General features: G+C 44.6%; 16 protein-coding genes. 12 read left to right on the forward strand and 4 right to left on the reverse strand.

Features of this window, described 5'->3' with window-relative positions:
• Positions 1–654: 654 nt before the first annotated feature.
• Positions 655–996, reverse strand: a complete 342-nt coding sequence (locus tag MJ761_RS05885) for a winged helix-turn-helix transcriptional regulator (RefSeq protein WP_037407285.1) — start codon at positions 994–996, stop codon at positions 655–657.
• Between the two features lie 117 nt (positions 997–1,113).
• On the opposite strand from MJ761_RS05885, the gene MJ761_RS10945 reads away from it, so the two are divergent.
• The gene (locus MJ761_RS10945) at positions 1,114–1,206 is read left to right on the forward strand and encodes a hypothetical protein (RefSeq protein ID WP_141683418.1); all 93 of its coding nucleotides are present in this window, start codon (positions 1,114–1,116) and stop codon (positions 1,204–1,206) included.
• A 574-nt stretch (positions 1,207–1,780) separates the two neighbouring features.
• Entirely contained in the window at positions 1,781–4,330 is a 2,550-nt protein-coding gene (locus MJ761_RS05890) for an autotransporter outer membrane beta-barrel domain-containing protein (RefSeq protein ID WP_093091935.1), read from the forward strand.
• A gap of 475 nt (positions 4,331–4,805) precedes the next feature.
• On the opposite strand, the gene thrB is transcribed toward MJ761_RS05890, so the two are convergent.
• Positions 4,806–5,726 (reverse strand): homoserine kinase, encoded by a 921-nt coding sequence (thrB, locus tag MJ761_RS05895; RefSeq protein WP_093091937.1) that lies wholly within the window; start codon positions 5,724–5,726, stop codon positions 4,806–4,808.
• Positions 5,727–5,955: 229 nt separating this feature from the next.
• Between thrB and MJ761_RS05900 the strand changes: the two genes are divergently transcribed.
• Positions 5,956–7,389, forward strand: coding sequence for an L-cystine transporter (locus tag MJ761_RS05900; protein ID WP_275413928.1), 1,434 nt, complete (start codon positions 5,956–5,958; stop codon positions 7,387–7,389).
• A 195-nt stretch (positions 7,390–7,584) separates the two neighbouring features.
• On the opposite strand, the gene asd is transcribed toward MJ761_RS05900, so the two are convergent.
• On the reverse strand, positions 7,585–8,700 hold the full coding sequence (asd, locus tag MJ761_RS05905) for an aspartate-semialdehyde dehydrogenase (RefSeq protein WP_093091939.1): 1,116 nt from the start codon (positions 8,698–8,700) through the stop codon (positions 7,585–7,587).
• A 239-nt stretch (positions 8,701–8,939) separates the two neighbouring features.
• Here asd and murJ point away from each other — a divergent pair, with 239 nt between their 5' ends.
• Positions 8,940–10,478, forward strand: coding sequence for a murein biosynthesis integral membrane protein MurJ (gene murJ / locus MJ761_RS05910; RefSeq protein WP_093091941.1), 1,539 nt, complete (start codon positions 8,940–8,942; stop codon positions 10,476–10,478).
• A gap of 39 nt (positions 10,479–10,517) precedes the next feature.
• Here murJ and MJ761_RS05915 read toward each other — a convergent pair whose 3' ends face one another.
• Positions 10,518–10,826 (reverse strand): chorismate mutase, encoded by a 309-nt coding sequence (locus MJ761_RS05915; protein ID WP_093091943.1) that lies wholly within the window; start codon positions 10,824–10,826, stop codon positions 10,518–10,520.
• Between the two features lie 426 nt (positions 10,827–11,252).
• Between MJ761_RS05915 and MJ761_RS05920 the strand changes: the two genes are divergently transcribed.
• Genes MJ761_RS05920 through nuoH form a run of 8 tightly spaced genes read left to right on the forward strand, consistent with a single transcriptional unit; the run spans position 11,253 to position 19,031 of the window.
• On the forward strand, positions 11,253–11,609 hold the full coding sequence (locus tag MJ761_RS05920; RefSeq protein WP_093091945.1) for an NADH-quinone oxidoreductase subunit A: 357 nt from the start codon (positions 11,253–11,255) through the stop codon (positions 11,607–11,609).
• Complete coding sequence (locus MJ761_RS05925) at positions 11,600–12,079, forward strand: NuoB/complex I 20 kDa subunit family protein (RefSeq protein ID WP_037407271.1); 480 nt, start codon at positions 11,600–11,602, stop codon at positions 12,077–12,079. The genes MJ761_RS05920 and MJ761_RS05925 overlap by 10 nt, the downstream gene beginning before the upstream one ends.
• A 13-nt stretch (positions 12,080–12,092) precedes the next feature.
• The gene (locus MJ761_RS05930; RefSeq protein WP_093092005.1) at positions 12,093–12,680 is read left to right on the forward strand and encodes an NADH-quinone oxidoreductase subunit C; all 588 of its coding nucleotides are present in this window, start codon (positions 12,093–12,095) and stop codon (positions 12,678–12,680) included.
• Positions 12,673–13,926: an NADH-quinone oxidoreductase subunit D gene (locus tag MJ761_RS05935; protein WP_093091947.1), complete on the forward strand. Its 1,254-nt coding sequence runs from the start codon at positions 12,673–12,675 to the stop codon at positions 13,924–13,926. Before MJ761_RS05930 ends, MJ761_RS05935 begins: the two co-directional genes overlap by 8 nt.
• Positions 13,926–14,399, forward strand: coding sequence for an NADH-quinone oxidoreductase subunit NuoE (gene nuoE, locus MJ761_RS05940; RefSeq protein WP_037407269.1), 474 nt, complete (start codon positions 13,926–13,928; stop codon positions 14,397–14,399). Before MJ761_RS05935 ends, nuoE begins: the two co-directional genes overlap by 1 nt.
• A complete protein-coding gene (gene nuoF, locus MJ761_RS05945; RefSeq protein ID WP_093091949.1) occupies positions 14,399–15,694 on the forward strand; it encodes an NADH-quinone oxidoreductase subunit NuoF in 1,296 nt (431 codons plus the stop codon). Before nuoE ends, nuoF begins: the two co-directional genes overlap by 1 nt.
• 32 nt (positions 15,695–15,726) lie before the next feature.
• Positions 15,727–17,979: an NADH-quinone oxidoreductase subunit NuoG gene (gene nuoG, locus MJ761_RS05950; RefSeq protein WP_093091951.1), complete on the forward strand. Its 2,253-nt coding sequence runs from the start codon at positions 15,727–15,729 to the stop codon at positions 17,977–17,979.
• A 2-nt stretch (positions 17,980–17,981) separates the two neighbouring features.
• Positions 17,982–19,031, forward strand: a complete 1,050-nt coding sequence (gene nuoH / locus MJ761_RS05955) for an NADH-quinone oxidoreductase subunit NuoH (RefSeq protein WP_037407263.1) — start codon at positions 17,982–17,984, stop codon at positions 19,029–19,031.
• Positions 19,032–19,046 lie beyond the last annotated feature (15 nt).

Raw genomic sequence — 19,046 nt, forward strand, 5'->3', positions numbered from 1 at the left:
ATTGTTTTGCCACATGGCTACTGAGTTAAGGATTGGGAAGTTCATTTGCTTCTGTTAGTGGTTCCAGTACGCCCAAAAACGGATACGGTATACAGATAAATCATTTGTTGCCTATTTTGATTGGATTAAGCTCGTTGTTGTGGTTGGCTGGGTGTGTGTCATGGTGCCATTGATTGCTTGAAGATGGTGATTAGTGTTGTAAATTATGATGTTTGGTATGGTAGTTAAAACTATGGTCATGGCTAAGGTTGTGTGGCTAACTGGTGTGTTGACCAAAATGATAGTGGCCACAGATTTAAGAGAAACAGGATATTAAACTGCTATGCCTGTGCCCAGAAATCAATGCCACATTCTATAATTCCCAGTTCAGTGCTGCGATGAGTATAACGGCTAATATCACCGGCTATTGCTGCAATTGCATGGGTGCAGATAAGTAAACAAACAAGGTGCCGGTACGAGAATAGGGTAATACGGAAATCTGCCCGGATAGGTTTTCCAGATTTCTCCTGTGGGCAGATGAGGTGTAGCCAGTCAGCGGGTTATTCAGGTGGTGATTCTGGTGGAATGAGTTGGTTTTAAAAAATTTTTTGCGCGGTAAGTGTTGATAAATTAATTATTTGTAATGGTTATATTTTATTTGAAATTAGCTAGGCTTTAGCGCAATTCTTGTTCATGTTGTTTCATCCAGTTAGCTATAGAATTCAGGGCTGGTTTTAAAGTTTTTCCGAGTTCTGTTATCTGGTATTCCACTTTTGGTGGTACTTCGGGATATAGTTTCCTGCTGATTAATCCCTTTTGTTCAAATAACCTTAGCTGTTTGGTTAATTCTTTTTGTGTAATTGGCGAGATTGCACGTTTCAGTTCGCCAAAACGGATAGGCCCATTCGTGATTATTAAGCGGTATAGGATAGGGATAGCCCATTTCCCGGCAATCAGGTTGACGAATTTAACCATAGGGCAGTTAAAATTTTGATCTGTATTTTTTTCATTCTGCATAAATATTTTCCAATGGTATCTGTTTGGTACCTACTTTCATAAGTAAACTATTTAAATTATACTGAATTTAACTTTGCAAGGGAAAATATGAAAAAATGACAAGGCAAATATGCACTTATTACAGGCGCAATTAGTGTGATAGGGCAGGCAATGGCCAGAGAATTGATGGCCGCAGGTATTAATGTAGCCATTACAGGTAGAAATAAATAAGTTATGAGAAGCTAAAAATATTTAGGCGCAAATATATTAATATTTCTCGGCGATGAGTCTGATATTGAAGTATTGAAGTATCTGGCTGCAAGATTAATTGAAATCTGAATCAGATTAGATGCTGTATATATTAATGCAGCAGGTGTTACCCATCAGTCAATAATTGCTCCTGAGGCGGTAAAACATTTACAACAGGCAATGAAGACGCTGGTAACAATACGCGGTGTATGGGTAAAGGAATAGAGATCGCTAAAGCCACTGTTTTCTGTCCATGGATGAATCATCTTTTATGCTTGGATCAGAAATGCTTATTGATGGTGGTATGGGGAATATTTAACTCTATATGTTAATCAATTAATCAGTTCATAAAGGGATATATCAATCTGTCCTTTATGACGGTATAGGTATGGTCAGTGAGAATGGCAGAGAACATATCAGTATCAATCGGAAAGTATTTTGCATAGACAAATTATAAAAATAGGTATGTATTTGATTATATGCTTATTTTCATATCAATATAATGCTACTGTAAATATTTTATAAATATAATTATTCCTTATTTTTGGTAGATTCAATGAAAAAAGTAATTTCAAATATTTTATTATTTAAAGTTTCAGCGGGAATGTTATGTATAACTCCGCTATTCGCAAATGCCACAATTACTATCGGTGATTTTAATATAGGAAATTATGCTAATACGGGTATTGTGGCTAAGGATGACAACGTCGAGATAAAAATCACTTCTGCGACTGCACCGCATATTGATATGAATACTCGCGGTACTGCGATTGGTGTTAAAAATGGCAAGGTGTTAACCATTGGTAATATTGGTAGTACCGATAAATTTATTATTCGAAATAATGCCACGGGTGGTTACAATTCTGTTTATGGTTTTAATATCATATCTGCTGATGTTATTGCTAATAGTGAACTTGATGTAAGTCTGAAAGGTGGTTCAGGTATTTATATAGCAAGTGCAGGAAACGGGTTGTTTCAAGAAAAGGTTTCTATAACCGATACGGGAAATGATCAGTTTATTGGTATTCGTACTTACAATAATTCGACTACAGCAGCTTCAACAGGAACTTTTAATAAAGCAGTAAAAATTATTTCTTCAGGCAAAAACAGTTATGGTGTTTATTCACAAAGGAATAATAATCCTGATGCGTTAGGCGCTAAATTAATTTTTAGGGATAAAGTTATTATCAAAATGTCTGGTAGTAACAACGCTGATGGTATTTTCTTTGACCAAGTTCCATTTAGTCACAGCAATCCTAGGCCAGATGAAGGCAGCGTTATTCATTTCGATAATGGGATAGATCTTACTACTGAGCATGGTACGTCGATTTTTATGCAGCAAATCGGCGGCAAGTTAGCGGTTAATAGTGGCTTAAATGAAAACTGGATAATTTCTGAAGATGATCAACATTATAATGCAATAGTGGCACTTGCTGGAGAGGTGGATATTGTTGGCAGATCTAATATTAAAGGTGATGTCTCTTCATCCGCTAGTAAGTTAATGACAGGTAAGGATGTTATTACTACAGGTGTGGTTAATTTCCATCTTGCTAATGGCTCAACTTTATTAACTTCGATGGAAAATAATGCGTTATCTAATTTGGCAAATAAGGGGGTGATTAATCTGGCCATTTCTGGTGATGACAGCCAGTGGAAAATGACCGGCAGTTCAAGTATTGATTCTTTAACACTTGGTGATCATGCCAAAGTAAAATTTGGTTATACCTATGCGGCTCCGAGTTCGGTGGCTTTTGTTGATGGTGGCAATGCGATGACGTTAATGTCTGACTCCTTAGCGGGTGCGGGTATTTTTGCAATGCGAACTGCAATTGGTAGAAATTCTGCACATGATCTACTTAAAATAACAGGAACAGGACAAGCAGCAGGTAGTCATAAAATTACTATTGTTGATAATAAATCCGGTGCGGCTACGGTAACCGGTAATGAAAAATTGACATTGGTTGAAACAGAAGGAGGTAGGGCTGATTTTGGTTTGTCTGCACCGTCTTTTGATATTGGTGCCTATCAATTTAATACGTTAACCAAAGTCAGTGATGATCGGGGTGCCGGCACTGAAGATTGGGTGTTATCAGGGTCTGTAGCTTCTAATGACAGCGATAATAATAATACAAATGATAATGGCGGCCAAAATAAACCAGTTTCTCCAAAACCACTATTAACGCATACTGCGCAAAATGCAGCCAGTATTCTTAACTCAAATTATTTGATGAGTTATGTTGAAACGCAGACGTTATTGCAACGAATGGGACAAATCCGCACAAATGATATAACTCATGCTGAATCATGGGGGCGGATATATACAGGTAAATTAAGCGCTTTTAATGATAAGCGTTTATCTGATTTCAATATGAATTATTATGGTTTGCAGTTTGGTATTGATCGAAAACTGGGGCTCGGTAATCAAAATGTTTATTACGGTGTTATGGGTGGTCTAAGTAAAGGTAATGTGGATCATAATGTTGGTGATGGCCGTTCTAAAAGTTATTCTGCCGGGCTTTATGCTACCTTACAACGCCAAACGGGTCTTTATGTTGATGGCTTAGTGAAGTATATGTATATGTCTAACAAGTTCAATAGTCTAACCGGTGGCGGCTATTATGTTAAAGGTCATGGTAATACTAAAGGTTTTTCAATCGGCACTGAAATTGGCAAACGTGTTCAGCTATCTTCGCTAAAGCAAAATGCACAAGGATGGTATTTGGAGCCCCAAGCTCAGGTTACTTTTTCTCATCAGAATGGTGCAACGATTAGTGCGACCAATGGTTTAACAACTCAGTTAGGCCGTTATAATTCATTGATTGCACGCACAAGTATTATTTTGGGATACACGCTTCAAGGTAATGCAAATCCTGTAGATATTTATTTTAAAACAGGCTATCTAAAGGAATTTAGTGGTAAAACATTTTATACATTTAATCATGCTGCAAAAGAGAAATATGATTTTGGTGGTAACTGGTGGGATAATGCTATCGGTGTCAATGTGCAATTAAAGCAAAGGCATAATTTTTATGCTGACATGGTTTATTCGCTGGGTAATAAATTTGATCGGAAACAAATAAATGTCGGATACCGTTTTGATTTTTAAATATAAGAATTATTTATTGTTTGTGAAAGAAACGGTTTTCGGTAAGAATCGTCAGCAATGAAATTGATTTTTGATTTGTTCTTGGATTTTTATGTTGATGGTAATAGTTAATTTTATCATTCAGTCTCTCTTTAAATATTGGCGACTTTATTAATAAGGCCGCCATTTATTATTAAGTTGAAATAATAGATGAAAAAACCAAATTATTGAGATAAGGATTACTAACCGTGATTTTTAAATTTGTAACAATGATTACGAAGTAAGTTTGTATACGCCAGAATTCAAGCAATCATTAGATGCATTGCTATGGGGCAATTGTCATTTAATGATTGCATTTCAGTGCGTATCATTGTTTTAAATATGAGGTTGTTTTAATTTGGCTGGTGTTGTACACATTTATATAGATGCAGATGGTTTCTATGTCTGCATTCCGCTGATTGTTTGGCAAGTACAAAAGCAATTTGAACTGCAATTGTTAAGTACTCAGATTCAGTAATAAATCGCGAAAAACGTTTGGATCTTTGATAAAGGTAATTTCGCCAACCTGCGGGAAATGGTAATCAAGCAGACGCGATACCCAGAAGCGGATGCAAGCCGCCCGCTGTGCAATCGGAAAGTAATCCCGTTCGGCATCAGTTAGCGGTCGTATGCTTTCATAGCCGCGCATGAATGCCTGTTGCAGGTTGTGGTCGAGATGGTTGTCTGCCCGCCGTGCCCAATCGTTAACGGCAATGGCCAAGTCATACATGAAGTTGCCGTTACATGCATAGTAGAAATCAATAAAGCCGGCTACCTGTTCGCCATTCAGTAAGACATTATCACGGAATAAATCGGCATGGATGATGCCAGCAGGTAAGTCGGTACGCTCGTTTTTATCAAAAAAAGCAATTTCTGCCTGTAACAGCCGTTCGTCTTCTGCATCCAGAAATGGTGATAATCGGCTGCTGGCCTCATGCCACCATGAGGTATAACGTGGGTTATTCATGGTTAACGGGAAGCTGGTACCGGCCAGATGCATTTTGGCCAGCATGGCTCCGGTATTGAAACATTGCAGTGCAGAAGGGCTACTGGTATCGCCACCAGACAGACAGGTCACCAGACAGGCGGGTTTGCCAACTAATGTACTGTCCAAACGGCCGTCGATTCGTGCAATCGGGGCAGGGCAGGCTACGCCATTGGCGCTCAGGTGTTGGGTTAAATCCAGAAAGTAGGGCAGTTCAGCCTGAGACATGGCCTCAAATACTGTTAGTACATAACGCCCTTGTGTTGTGGTAACAAAATAATTGCTGTTGGTAATGCCCTGGGCGATACCTTGCAAACCAATAAACCGACCTAAATGATAATCGCGCAGAAAACTGCGCATCTCATCATCGCTAACGCTGGTATAGACAGACATGGACGTGACCAATCAAACAAGTTATAGACGGTATGGAAATCTGAAACAGGATATTTGTTCTGTGTCACCAGAACAAGTGCATGATAACAAAAAAATGTTGTTATTAGGCGGATGTATTAAGCTAAATTATGTTGTCTAATATTTATTTGGTATATAACAAAAAGGCATAAGTGAATGCATAAAGGCTATTTCACAAGCTGGTGGCTTTTGCGTATGCTGGGCTAGCACTATGTATCAAATGCTGGCCGATGTGCTGCTGGCGCAGGAGTATAAAATGAATTTATCTTTGCTCGCGAACACAGTTGTGTTCGCGTTGTTGTTATGGGTGCTGAGCCGTACGCATACTACTTGCTGGAACTTATCCCGAAAGGTATTACTGGGTATGATTCTGGGTATTGTATTTGGTTTGGGGCTGCAATTCGTTTACGGCACATCCAGTCCAGTGATTGATACTTCTGTACAGTGGTTTAATGTTGTTGGCAATGGCTATGTAGGGTTGTTGCAGATGGTGGTAATGCCGCTGGTGTTTGTTTCAATTCTGAATGCTGTGGCACGGTTACATAATGCAACCCAGCTAGGCAAGATCAGCCTGATGACGATAGGGATATTACTGTTTACTACGGCTATTGCTGCGCTGATTGGTACGCTGCTGACCAGTCTGTTTGGACTGACTGCCAGCGGACTGATTCAGGGCGAGGCTGAAACAGCGCGCTTCAATGCGATTCAGACCAATTATGTGGGCAAGGTGGCCGATTTATCGGTACCACAATTGTTGCTGTCATTTATCCCGAAGAATCCTTTTGCTGATTTAACCGGCGCCAATCCAACTTCTATTATTAGTGTGGTGATTTTTGCTGCTTTTCTAGGTGTGGCGGCTTTGAAGTTGCTCAAGGAAGATGCACCTAAGGGTGAACGGGTATTGTTGGCGATTGATACGTTACAAAGTTGGGTGATGAAGCTGGTTCGGGTTGTGATGCTGTTAACACCGTATGGTGTACTAGCTTTAATGACCAAAGTAGTAGCAGCTTCTAATATGCAGGATATTGTCAAGCTGGGTGGCTTTGTGCTGGTATCATATCTGGCGCTGGCACTGATGTTTGTAGTTCATGGTCTGTTGCTGGGGATATTTGGTATCAATCCGGGTAAATATTTTCAGAAAGTATGGCCGGTACTGACTTTTGCCTTTACCAGTCGTTCCAGCGCAGCTTCTATCCCACTTAATGTTGAGGCGCAGACGCAGCGTCTGGGTGTGCCGAAATCGATTGCCGGTTTTGCAGCTTCCTTTGGTGCGACCATTGGTCAGAATGGCTGTGCTGGTCTGTATCCGGCTATGCTGGCAACCATGATTGCGCCGACTGTGGGTATTAATCCTCTGGATCCATGGTGGATTGTCACACTGGTGGGGATGGTAACCATTAGCTCTGTAGGTGTGGCTGGTGTCGGTGGTGGTGCTACATTTGCTGCGCTGATTGTACTACCGGCAATGGGTTTGCCGATTACGCTGGTAGCTTTGCTGATTTCTGTGGAACCATTGATTGATATGGGGCGCACGGCATTGAATGTCAGCGGTGCCATGACTGCGGGTGCTTTAACCAGCCAGTGGCTGCATCAAACTGATAAGGCAATACTCAATAGCAAAGAACATAGTGAGCTGGTGCAGTAAGTGTTTTTATTCAAGTAGAAACAGCCATAGTTTTCAGCTAGTCTGACACAGTAGACTGGCTGTTTTTTTCTGGATAGAGTGCGGGGATAAGCTGAGCTGATTGCGGTTATGGCACAGATAGTAAAACAGGACAGTTAAATGTCCAACTGTCCTGTTGCTACCAAAAATGATGATGGCTGGATTTCGGCCAGTTAGTTATTTGCTTTGCAAAACAATCTGCAACATGCGCCGGATAGGTTCAGCCGCACCCCATAAAAGCTGGTCGCCAACAGTAAAGGCACTGATATATTCGCCACCCATACCCATTTTGCGGATGCGGCCTACAGGTACGGTTAATGTACCGGTTACTGCCGCAGGTGTGAGCTCATGCATGGAGGCAGTTTTTTCATTAGGCACCACTTTTACCCAGTCATTGGCGGTGGCCAGAATGTTTTCAATTTCAGCGACTGGTAAATCTTGTTTCAGTTTCAAGGTTAATGCCTGACTGTGGCAACGCATGGCACCTACGCGCACGCACAATCCATCAATAACAATCGGGTGTGCACTGCGGCCTAAAATCTTGTTGGTTTCTACCGCGCCTTTCCATTCTTCCTTAGACTGGCCGTTACCCAGATCGGCATCAATCCATGGTATCAGGCTGCCAGCCAGTGGAACGCCAAATTGCGCCTGTGGATAGGTATCGCTGCGCAAAAATTCGGCAACTTTACGGTCAATGGCCAAAATGGCACTGGCCGGATCTGACAGTTCGGAGCTAACCTGTGCTTCAATCGCGCCCATGGCACTAATCAGCTCACGCATATTCTGTGCGCCTGCACCGGATGCTGCCTGATAGGTCATGCTGGTGGCCCATTCCACTAAATCCCGCTCAAACAGGCCGCCGAGTGCCATCAGCATCAGTGATACGGTACAGTTGCCGCCAACAAAATCCCTGATTCCATTTGCCAGTGCTGCATCAATAACCGGACGGTTTACCGGATCGAGTACGATAACTGCTTTATCGCTCATGCGCAGGGTGGATGCAGCATCAATCCAGTAACCTTGCCAGCCCTGTTCACGTAAAGGCTGGTGTACTGCTTTGGTATAGTCACCACCCTGACAGGTAACAATAATGTCCATTTGTGCCAGAACATCAAGATTATGCGCATCCAGCAGAGTTTTTGCGGTCTGGCCAAAATCCGGTGCTGCGGTACCTGCTGCTGATGTTGTGAAAAAATACGCATCCGCAATGCTTTGAAAATCATTCTCTTCCTGCATACGCTGCATTAATACTGAACCCACCATTCCACGCCAGCCAACAAAGCCTACTTTCATCGGGTGCTCCTTAAATCATTTTAATTTAATCAAAATCTCTGCCATCAGAAATACTTCCAGTCTTTTAACCATAACTAGGACTATTTGTAAACTGTTAATTATTGTCTGGATACATTTTTGACAGTACAGCGAATCTTTAGCGGGGTTAATAATGCGATTTAAGGTGCTTCGCTGGCTGTATAGAATCGGTTGGCATTCCAGTGTACACTTTCGCCTTTGATTTTCAATTGGCATTACCGATGAATTTACTGCGTACTTTGGCTAAAGTCAGCAGCATGACTATGTTGTCACGTGTGTTGGGTTTCATCCGCGATACCATTATTGCCCGCAGTTTTGGTGCAGGTATGGCTACTGATGCTTTTTTTGTGGCGTTTAAACTGCCTAATCTGCTGCGGCGTATTTTTGCGGAAGGTGCGTTTTCGCAGGCTTTTGTGCCGATTCTGGCCGAATACCGGGAAACTCGTTCACCAGAGGCTACCCGGGCGTTTGTACAGCACGTGGCCGGTCTGCTTTCATTTGTACTGATTATTGTTACTGCCATCGGTATTCTGGCTGCGCCGGTGGTGATTTATATTTCTGCACCCGGCTTTCAGCAGGATGCCGATAAATTCTCCCTGTCAGTGCAGCTATTACGCATAACTTTTCCTTATATTTTTCTGATTTCGCTGTCTTCACTGGTGGGTAGTGTGCTCAATACCTATCATCAGTTTATTGTTCCGGCGTTTACACCTACCTTTCTGAATATCTCTTTTATTGTATTTGCCTTATGGCTGGCGCCTTATTTTCATCCGCCAGTTCTGGCTCTGGCATGGGCAGTATTTGTGGGCGGATTATTGCAGTTGCTGTATCAGCTACCTTATTTATTCCGGCTCGGTTTTCTTACCATGCCCAAGCTAAAATTTAGGGATGAGGCCGTTAACCGAGTATTAAAGCAAATGGCTCCGGCTATTCTGGGTGTGTCAGTGGCTCAGATATCTCTGGTAATTAACACCATTTTTGCTTCCTATCTGCAATCCGGTTCGGTATCGTGGATGTATTATGCAGACCGGCTGATGGAATTACCGACAGGCGTACTCGGCGTGGCTCTGGGTACCATTCTTTTGCCTACGCTGTCCAAACACTCGGCTACCAATGATATTGCCAGTTTTTCTGCTTTGCTGGACTGGGGGTTGCGTTTATGTATGCTGCTTACCTTGCCGGCAGCAGTAGGGATGGCGGTATTGTCATTCCCGCTGGTCGCTACTTTGTTTATGTACCGGCAATTCAATGAATACGATGCACTGATGACACAGGGTGCACTGGTGGCCTATTCTGTGGGACTGATTGGTCTGATTCTGATTAAAGTGCTTGCACCGGGGTTTTATGCCCGTCAGAACATCAAAACACCGGTGAAAATCGCCATTTTCACTTTATGCATGACGCAACTGATGAATCTGCTGTTTGTCTGGAAACTGCATCATGTTGGTCTGGCTCTGGCCATCAGCTTGGGTGCCTGTATTAATGCGGCACTGCTGTTTACCCTGTTACGGCGACATAAATTGTATACACCCAGTCCGGGCTGGGGGCGTTTTCTGGTGCGTCTGGTTCTGGCACTGATTATCATGGGTGCCGGCCTATGGCTATTGCAACAATGGCTACCATTTAACTGGCATAGTAATGGCTTGGCAAAAGTTGGCCAGTTAAGTGCTTTGATTATTGCCGGTATTGTTCTTTACTTTGGTGCTTTGTTTGCACTGGGATTCCGTATACGTGATTTTCGGCGCGCTGAAGCAGAATAGTGTGCAAGAAATTGGCTGAGTGAACGCAAATCACTTCAATTATTTGCGTTCAAACTCTTTTAATTCTTCGGCAATAAAATATTTAACCAAATCGGCGTATAATGTTCTAATTACTTCTCCATTCAACCCCAACTCATCAGCCCACTGTTTGCGCTTTTCCAGCATACTGTTAAAACGCTCTGTGGCCTGAACATCTGTCGTACTTTTTTTAAATTTACTGGCTGCCTTTACATAATTAAAACGGACAGAAAGTAACTGAATCACTGTATAATCAATATGATCTATTTCTTTTCGAATGTCGCTCATATCGTGACACTCAGCAGGCGAGTAAACGGGATGATATTGCATTACTGATACCTTTTATTTTCAAGTGGTTATACTGTAGTGCTGTTAATAAATGTTCATGGTTAAAATTTGTAAAATTAACAAACGCTATTTTATGACTAATCAAGTTTATAAAAGTTAATCTGATAAGTAAACCGGTATATCTGGCTTATTTAATATGCATGAGTATAAAATGCTATCTTGCTGTAAAAGTTGTAACCAGCAGGAATTAATAGAAAAATTTTATGACGTGCATTTATTATTTTATATGAGGGAAAAAAAGGGAAATCAAAAATAGTCTTTCAATAATAATAATGATAATTATTATCAATATCCCATTGAAAATATTATTTTTTTATTATTGATTAATGTAATACGTACTTTTAATAACGTTCGAAATTAGTTACAATACATCAACTTTACCAATATTTGCATAAGGTCGGCGCAACTATGCTGGCGAATTATTTCCCCATCTTGATATTCATACTGGTTGGCTTTGCCGCCGGTGTTCTGTTTATTTCTCTCGGTCTGTTACTCGGGCCCAATCGTCCGTACAGAATGAAACAGGAACCGTTTGAGTGCGGTTTTGAGGCATTTGAAAACGCACGCATGAAATTCGACGTGCGTTACTATCTGGTAGCCATTTTATTCATCCTGTTTGACCTTGAGGTAGCCTTTATGGTGCCTTGGGCTGTGGTGTTTAAAGAGCTGGGCGCGTATGGCTTCTGGTCGATGATGGTATTTCTGCTGATTCTGGTTATCGGCTTTGTTTATGAATGGAAAAAAGGCGCTCTGGAATGGGAATAGAAGGCGTTTTAAAAAAAGGATTTGTCACAACAACTGCCGATACCGTACTCAATTATGTGCGTACCGGTTCATTGTGGCCAGCTACTTTTGGTTTGGCTTGTTGTGCCGTAGAAATGATGCAGGCCGGTGCTGCCCGTTATGACCTTGACCGCTTCGGTATTATTTTTCGCCCGTCACCGCGCCAGTCTGACCTGATGATTGTGGCCGGTACTCTGTGCAATAAAATGGCTCCGGCATTACGGCGTGTTTACGACCAGATGGCCGAGCCACGCTGGGTATTGTCTATGGGTTCCTGTGCCAATGGTGGCGGCTATTATCATTACTCTTATTCTGTGGTGCGTGGCTGCGACCGCATTGTGCCGGTTGATGTATATGTGCCCGGCTGCCCGCCCACCGCAGAGGCACTGGTTTACGGCCTGTTGCAGTTGCAGCTGAAAATTAAACGTACCGCCACAATTGCGCGTGTATGAAAGTGAGGAAAATATGGCAGATATAGCAACACTGAAAGCCGTGTGTGAAACCACTTTCGGCGCTAAGATACGTTACTGTCTTGATCGCGGTGAACTAACACTGGAGTGTGATGCCGCTGATTACCATCAGCTGATGCAAACCCTGCGCGATCATGATGAACTGAAATTTGAAACGCTGATTGATTTGTGTGGTGTTGATTACCAGAGCTACAAAGATGAACCGTGGCAAGGCAAGCGCTTTGCCGTTGTCAGCCATCTGTTGTCTGTAACCAATAACTGGCGTATCCGTGTCCGTGTCTGGGCTGAAGCCGAAGACTTTCCCACCGTCGATTCTGTTGTCGATATCTATAACGGCGCCAACTGGTACGAACGTGAAGCGTTTGACATGTTTGGCATTCTGTTTAACAACCATCCCGACCTGCGCCGTATTCTTACTGATTACGGCTTTGTTGGTCATCCGTTTCGCAAGGATTTTCCCGTTTCCGGCTATGTTGAAATGCGCTATGACGAGGCCGAAGGTCGCGTTATTTATCAGCCAGTAACGATTGAGCCGCGTGAGATTACCCCGCGCGTGGTGAGAGAGGAGCAGTACGGTGTCTAAGTTACGTAATTACACCATCAATTTTGGACCGCAGCATCCGGCTGCACATGGCGTATTGCGCCTGATTCTGGAAATGGATGGTGAAAACATCGTTCGTGCCGATCCGCACATCGGCCTGTTGCATCGTGGTACGGAAAAGCTGGCGGAAACACGGACTTATCTGCAAACGCTGCCGTATATGGATCGTCTGGATTATGTATCCATGATGTGTAATGAACAGGCTTACTGCCTGTCGGTTGAACGTCTGCTCAATATTGAAGTACCCATTCGTGCCCAGTATATCCGCGTGATGTTTGCCGAGATTACTCGCATTCTTAATCATCTGATGGGTATCGGTTCGCATGCACTGGATATCGGTGCCATGACGGTGTTTCTTTACGCCTTCCGTGAGCGTGAAGATCTAATGGATATTTACGAGGCAGTATCAGGTGCACGTATGCATGCTGCCTATTTCCGCCCCGGTGGCGTATACCGTGACTTGCCGGATTTCATGCCAAAATACGAATCCAGCAAATACCGCAATGCCAAAGTATTGCAAAAACTCAATGCCAGCCGTGAAGGTTCACTACTGGACTTTATTGAAGACTTTACCAACCGTTTTCCCGCCTGTGTGGATGAATATGAAAATCTGCTCACCGACAACCGTATCTGGAAACAGCGTACTGTCGGCATAGGCGTGGTCTCACCAGAACGAGCCCTGCAAAAAGGTTTTACTGGTGTCATGCTGCGTGGCTCCGGTATTGAATGGGACGTACGCAAGAAACAGCCTTACGATGCCTATGCTGAGATGGATTTTGATATACCGGTGGGCATCAATGGCGACTGCTATGACCGTTATCTGTGCCGCATTCATGAGATGCGTCAAGCTAACCGCATTATCCGCCAGTGTGTGGACTGGCTGAAAGCCAATCCCGGCCCGGTGATTATTGACGACCATACCGTGGCACCGCCACCTCGCGCTGCTATGAAGGACGGGATGGAAGAACTGATTCATCATTTCAAACTGTTTACTGAAGGTATGCATGTGCCAGAAGGTGAAGTCTATGTGCCTACTGAACATCCTAAAGGTGAGTTCGGTGTCTATCTGATTTCCGATGGCGCTAATAAACCTTACCGGATGAAAATCCGTGCTCCGGGCTTTGCCCATTTGCAGGGCATGGATGAAATGGCGCGCGGTCACATGCTGGCGGATGTGGTTGCCATTATTGGTACACAGGATATTGTATTCGGGGAGGTGGATAGATAATGTTGTCCGCTGATAGCTTAAAACAAATTGATACAGAACTGGCCAAATATCCGGCCGATCAGCGTCGCAGTGCCATTATGTCGGCTCTGCGTATAGCGCAATCTGAGCTGGGCTGGTTGCAGCCTGAAACTATTGAAGAAGTAGCTGATTATATTGGTATTCCACCGGCGCAGGCGCTGGAAGTGGCTACTTTTTACAATATGTACAACCTCAAACCAGTTGGTAAATACAAACTTACCGTATGTACTAATCTGCCCTGTGCCTTGCGTGGTGGCGTGAATGCTGGTGAGTATCTGCAAAAACGTCTTGGTATTCGCTATGGTGAAACCACTGCTGATGGGAAATACACGCTGGTAGAAGGCGAGTGCATGGGTGCCTGTGGCGATGCGCCGGTGATGTTAGTGAATAATCATAAAATGTGTAGCTTTATGAGCGAAGAAGCCATTGAAGCGAAACTGGCGGAGTTGAACTGATGGCAATGTACCAGAATGGCGTGATTTTCGATCAGGTTGATACTTCCGACCCCAATTGCTGGACGCTGGAAGCCTATATAGCACGCGGTGGCTATCAGGCTTTGAAAAAAATCATCAATGAAAAAATGGCGCCGGATGATGTCATCGCTGAGCTTAAGACTTCCGGTCTGCGTGGTCGCGGTGGTGCCGGCTTTCCAACCGGGCTGAAATGGAGCTTTATGCCGCGTTCGTTTCCGGGCACTAAATATGTTGTCTGCAATACCGATGAAGGTGAACCGGGTACATTCAAAGATCGTGATATCATTGATTATAATCCACATGCGTTGATTGAAGGCATGATTATCGGTGGCTATGCCATGGGTGCGGCCGCTGGTTATAACTATATTCATGGCGAAATCTTCGAAAGCTATCTGCGCTTTGAAACAGCTTTACAACAAGCACGGGCTGCCGGTTTTCTGGGACAGAATATTCTGGGTAGTGAATTCAGCTTTGAACTGTATGCCCATCATGGCTATGGTGCTTATATCTGTGGTGAAGAAACGGCATTGCTGGAGTCGCTGGAAGGCAAGAAAGGCCAGCCACGCTTCAAGCCGCCATTTCCGGCGTCCTATGGCTTATACGGCAAACCTACTACCGTCAATAACACCGAAACCTTTTCCTCTGTGCCATTCATTATTCGTGATGGCGGCCAGCAGTTTGCCGATAAAGGTATTCCGAATAATGGCGGAACCAAGCTCTTTTCTGTATCCGGCCATGTTGAGCGTCCCGGTAATTATGAAATTCCACTAGGCACACCATTTAAAGATTTACTCGACATGTGCGGTGGCATGCGTCATGGCAAAAAGCTCAAAGCAGTGATTCCGGGTGGTTCTTCTGCGCCGGTATTGCCAGCTGACATCATGATGGAACTGACCATGGATTATGACGCCATTGCCAAAGCCGGCTCAATGCTCGGTTCTGGTGCCGTAATCGTCATGGACGAAGATGTCTGCATGGTGAAAGCACTGGAGCGGCTAAGCTATTTCTATTTTGAAGAATCATGTGGACAATGCACGCCCTGCCGTGAAGGAACCGGCTGGCTATATCGCATTATTCACCGTATTGCCTCTGGTAAAGGCCGGCCGGAGGATCTGGATTTGCTGGAATCAATTGGCAGCAATATGTCCGGACGCACCATCTGTGCACTGGCGGACGCAGCAGTGATGCCAATACAGGGCTTTATGAAGCATTTCCGCCCCGAGTTTGAGCACTACATCAAACACGGCAAACCCATGAAAGAACATCGCTGGTGCTAAGGCACTATCTGCTTAATTAGGATTGCGAACCTATGTTACAAATTCAAATTGACGGTAAACAACTCTCTGTCGAGCAGGGTAGTACGGTGATAGAAGCCGCCCATCAGGCCGGTACCTTTATTCCGCATTTTTGCTATCACAAAAAATTGTCTATCGCCGCCAACTGTCGTATGTGTCTGGTTGAGGTAGAAAAATCACGCAAACCATTACCAGCCTGTGCTACACCGGTTACCGATGGTATGGTGGTTAAAACCAATTCACCCATGACTAAAGATGCCCAGAAAGGGGTAATGGAGTTTTTGCTGATTAATCACCCGCTGGATTGCCCGATATGCGATCAGGGCGGTGAATGTCTGTTGCAGGACTTATCCATGGGCTATGGTAAAGGTGCCAGTCGTTATACCGAAGCCAAACATGCAGTGGTCGGCAAGGAAATGGGGCCATTGGTATCGGCTGCGGAAATGAGCCGCTGTATACACTGTACCCGCTGTATTCGTTTTACTGAAGAAATTGCCGGTAAACAGGAACTGGCGATGAAAAATCGTGGTGAACATTCCGAAATTACTCCGTTTGCCGGTAAAACACTGGAAACCGAGCTGTCTGGTAATGTGATTGATTTGTGTCCTGTTGGTGCCTTAACCAGTAAACCGTTCCGCTATGACAGCCGCTCATGGGAATTAAGCCGGCGTAAATCTATTTCTGCTCATGATGCCTTGGGCAGCAACCTGATTGTTCAGACTAAAGACCACACCGTACGGCGCGTATTGCCATTGGAAAACGAAGCCATCAATGAATGCTGGCTCAGTGATCGTGACCGTTTTGCCTATGCTGGGCTGTATCAGCAGCGCTTAACTCAGCCACAAATCAAACAGAATAACCAGTGGCATACTGTCGACTGGCAAACTGCACTGGATTACGTTGCCAAAGGTTTGCATGGTGTCAGCCATGACTTTGGTGCCGATGGGATTGGTATGTGGGTTAATCCGGCCAATACCATTGAAGAAATGTATCTGGCACGTAAACTGGCTGATGGCCTTGGTATTAATGCTGTAGACAGTCGTCTGCGTTCACTGGATGGCCGTTTGGCGGCCGCTGCTAAAGGCGCTCAATGGCTGGGACAGAACATCGAACAACTGGCAGAAAACGAAGTGATTCTGGTGGTTGGCGCCCGTTTGCGGCAGGAACAGCCACTACTCACAGCTCGTATCCGTCAGGCAGCCAAAAATGGTACCAAAATAGCTGTTCTGGCCGCTGCTGCTGAAGAATTGTTTATGCCCTTGCTGGCACAGGTGAGCCTGCATCCGTATCAGTGGATTGACTGGTTGAGTAATGCACTTAACAGCGAAGTAGGGCAGACATTATTACAGGCACAAAAAGCCAGCATTATTCTCGGTGCTGATGTACTGAATCACCCAGATGCCGCTGCTGTTTATGCTGCTGCACAGGACTTGGCTGTGGCTACTGATAGCATTCTCGGGATATTGCCACAGGCAGCCAACAGTATTGGTGCCGAAGTGCTTGGTGTGGCCGCCAGAAAAACAGAACATACCATTACTGCACAGATTGCGCAGCCAAAACAGGCCGTGATGTTGCTTAATGTTGAGCCAGACATGGATGTCGCCAATGGTGCTGCGGCTATTGCCGCACTGAAACAGGCGCAGACAGTGATGGCATTTAGTGCGTATGATAGTGAGGTATTGCGTGAGGTGGCCGATGTCATGCTGCCAATCACCCCATTTACCGAAACATCCGGTAGCCTCATCAATATGGAAGGCCGTTTGCAGTCTTTCCATGGCGTGGTACAGGCCTATGGTGAAGCCAGACCATTATGGAAAGTATTGCGTGTACTGGGCAACGTGCTTGAACTGCCGGGGTTTGAATATGAAAACACCCAGCAGATCCTGACAGATGCACTTGCTAAAGACCAGTTGCCAGCCTTACTGAATAACCAAATACAACCGGTTGCGACCACTGATCCCAATATCAGTCTGGTGCGGGTTGGCGGAGTGAGTCTGTATGCTACCGATGGCATTGTGCGTCGTTCTGCGCCCTTACAGAACACAGTACATGCCGCAGTGCCCACAGCGCGGATTCACAGTACCACGCTGAATACGCTGGGGCTGGCTGATGGGGATACTGCACTGGCCAGACAGGGAAATAGTACCGTAGCCGTTACAGTGGCTGCTGACGACACCCTGCCGGAAAACGTACTGTTGTTGCCATTACATCAGAGTAACTGGCAACTGGGTGCTTTATTGACCACTGTTGAATTGAGTAAAGGATAATCATGCAAGCGTGGTTTCAACAATTACTGGGTAACGACTTCGGCTTACTGGTGTCTGTCATTGTCAAAATAGTCATCATCATGCTGCCGCTGATTCTTACCGTAGCTTATCTGACTTATTTTGAACGTAAAGTTATCGGTTACATGCAGCTGCGTGTCGGCCCGAACGTAACCGGCCCTTATGGCTTAATCCAGCCCTTCGCTGACGTATTAAAACTGTTATTTAAAGAAGTTACCCGCCCGTCGCAGGCCAACAAGGCATTGTTCTATATCGGGCCGATGATGTCGCTGATGCCGGCTTTTGCTGCTTGGGCAGTGATTCCGTTCAGTGAAAGCTGGTTTCTGACCAGAATCAATGCCGGTTTGCTCTATATCCTGATGATTACCTCGCTGTCTGTGTATGGTGTCATCATTGCTGGCTGGGCTTCCAACTCCAAATATGCCTTTCTGGGTGCCATGCGTGCTTCGGCACAAACCATCTCCTATGAAATAGCGATGGGTTTTGCCCTGATTGGGGTGATAATGGTATCCGGCAGCATGGATTTTCACGATATTGTGATGGCACAAGCCAAAGGCTATGCCGGTGGTTCGGTTTTTTCATGGAACTGGCTGCCATTGTTCCCATTGTTTGTGGTGTATCTGATTTCCGCAGTGGCCGAAACCAATCGCGCCCCGTTTGACGTGGCCGAAGGTGAATCGGAAATTGTTGCTGGTTTTCATGTTGAGTATTCTGGTTTTGCCTTTGCCTTATTTTTTCTGGCCGAATATATATTCATGATTCTTGTGGCTGCCCTGACCGCACTGTTGTTCTTTGGTGGCTGGTTATCCCCCTTCCCGCAAAGCTGGGGTTTCATTGGTACACCAAGCGTACTGTGGATGTTCCTGAAAATGGCGCTGGTGTTGTACTTTTATCTGTGGATACGGGCAACTTTCCCACGTTACCGCTACGATCAGATTATGCGTCTGGGCTGGAAAGTACTGATTCCGGTAACCATCGTCGCAGTGATTGTATTGGGTTTGTGGATGATTTCACCCCTGTCTTTATGGCGTTAAACAGGGAGAGGCACT

The sequence above is a fragment of the Snodgrassella communis genome, from assembly GCF_914768045.1.
Lineage (GTDB): Bacteria > Pseudomonadota > Gammaproteobacteria > Burkholderiales > Neisseriaceae > Snodgrassella > Snodgrassella communis.

Excerpts from the sequence above, each read along its gene's own strand:
- MJ761_RS05885 (WP_037407285.1), bottom strand. The coding sequence starts at position 996 with ATGCAGAATGAAAAAAATACAGATCAAAATTTTAACTGCCCTATGGTT.
- MJ761_RS05890 (WP_093091935.1), top strand. The coding sequence starts at position 1,781 with ATGAAAAAAGTAATTTCAAATATTTTATTATTTAAAGTTTCAGCGGGA.
- thrB (WP_093091937.1), bottom strand. The coding sequence starts at position 5,726 with ATGTCTGTCTATACCAGCGTTAGCGATGATGAGATGCGCAGTTTTCTG.
- MJ761_RS05900 (WP_275413928.1), top strand. The coding sequence starts at position 5,956 with ATGTATCAAATGCTGGCCGATGTGCTGCTGGCGCAGGAGTATAAAATG.
- asd (WP_093091939.1), bottom strand. The coding sequence starts at position 8,700 with ATGAAAGTAGGCTTTGTTGGCTGGCGTGGAATGGTGGGTTCAGTATTA.
- murJ (WP_093091941.1), top strand. The coding sequence starts at position 8,940 with ATGAATTTACTGCGTACTTTGGCTAAAGTCAGCAGCATGACTATGTTG.
- MJ761_RS05915 (WP_093091943.1), bottom strand. The coding sequence starts at position 10,826 with ATGCAATATCATCCCGTTTACTCGCCTGCTGAGTGTCACGATATGAGC.
- MJ761_RS05920 (WP_093091945.1), top strand. The coding sequence starts at position 11,253 with ATGCTGGCGAATTATTTCCCCATCTTGATATTCATACTGGTTGGCTTT.
- MJ761_RS05925 (WP_037407271.1), top strand. The coding sequence starts at position 11,600 with ATGGGAATAGAAGGCGTTTTAAAAAAAGGATTTGTCACAACAACTGCC.
- MJ761_RS05930 (WP_093092005.1), top strand. The coding sequence starts at position 12,093 with ATGGCAGATATAGCAACACTGAAAGCCGTGTGTGAAACCACTTTCGGC.
- nuoE (WP_037407269.1), top strand. The coding sequence starts at position 13,926 with ATGTTGTCCGCTGATAGCTTAAAACAAATTGATACAGAACTGGCCAAA.
- nuoF (WP_093091949.1), top strand. The coding sequence starts at position 14,399 with ATGGCAATGTACCAGAATGGCGTGATTTTCGATCAGGTTGATACTTCC.
- nuoG (WP_093091951.1), top strand. The coding sequence starts at position 15,727 with ATGTTACAAATTCAAATTGACGGTAAACAACTCTCTGTCGAGCAGGGT.
- nuoH (WP_037407263.1), top strand. The coding sequence starts at position 17,982 with ATGCAAGCGTGGTTTCAACAATTACTGGGTAACGACTTCGGCTTACTG.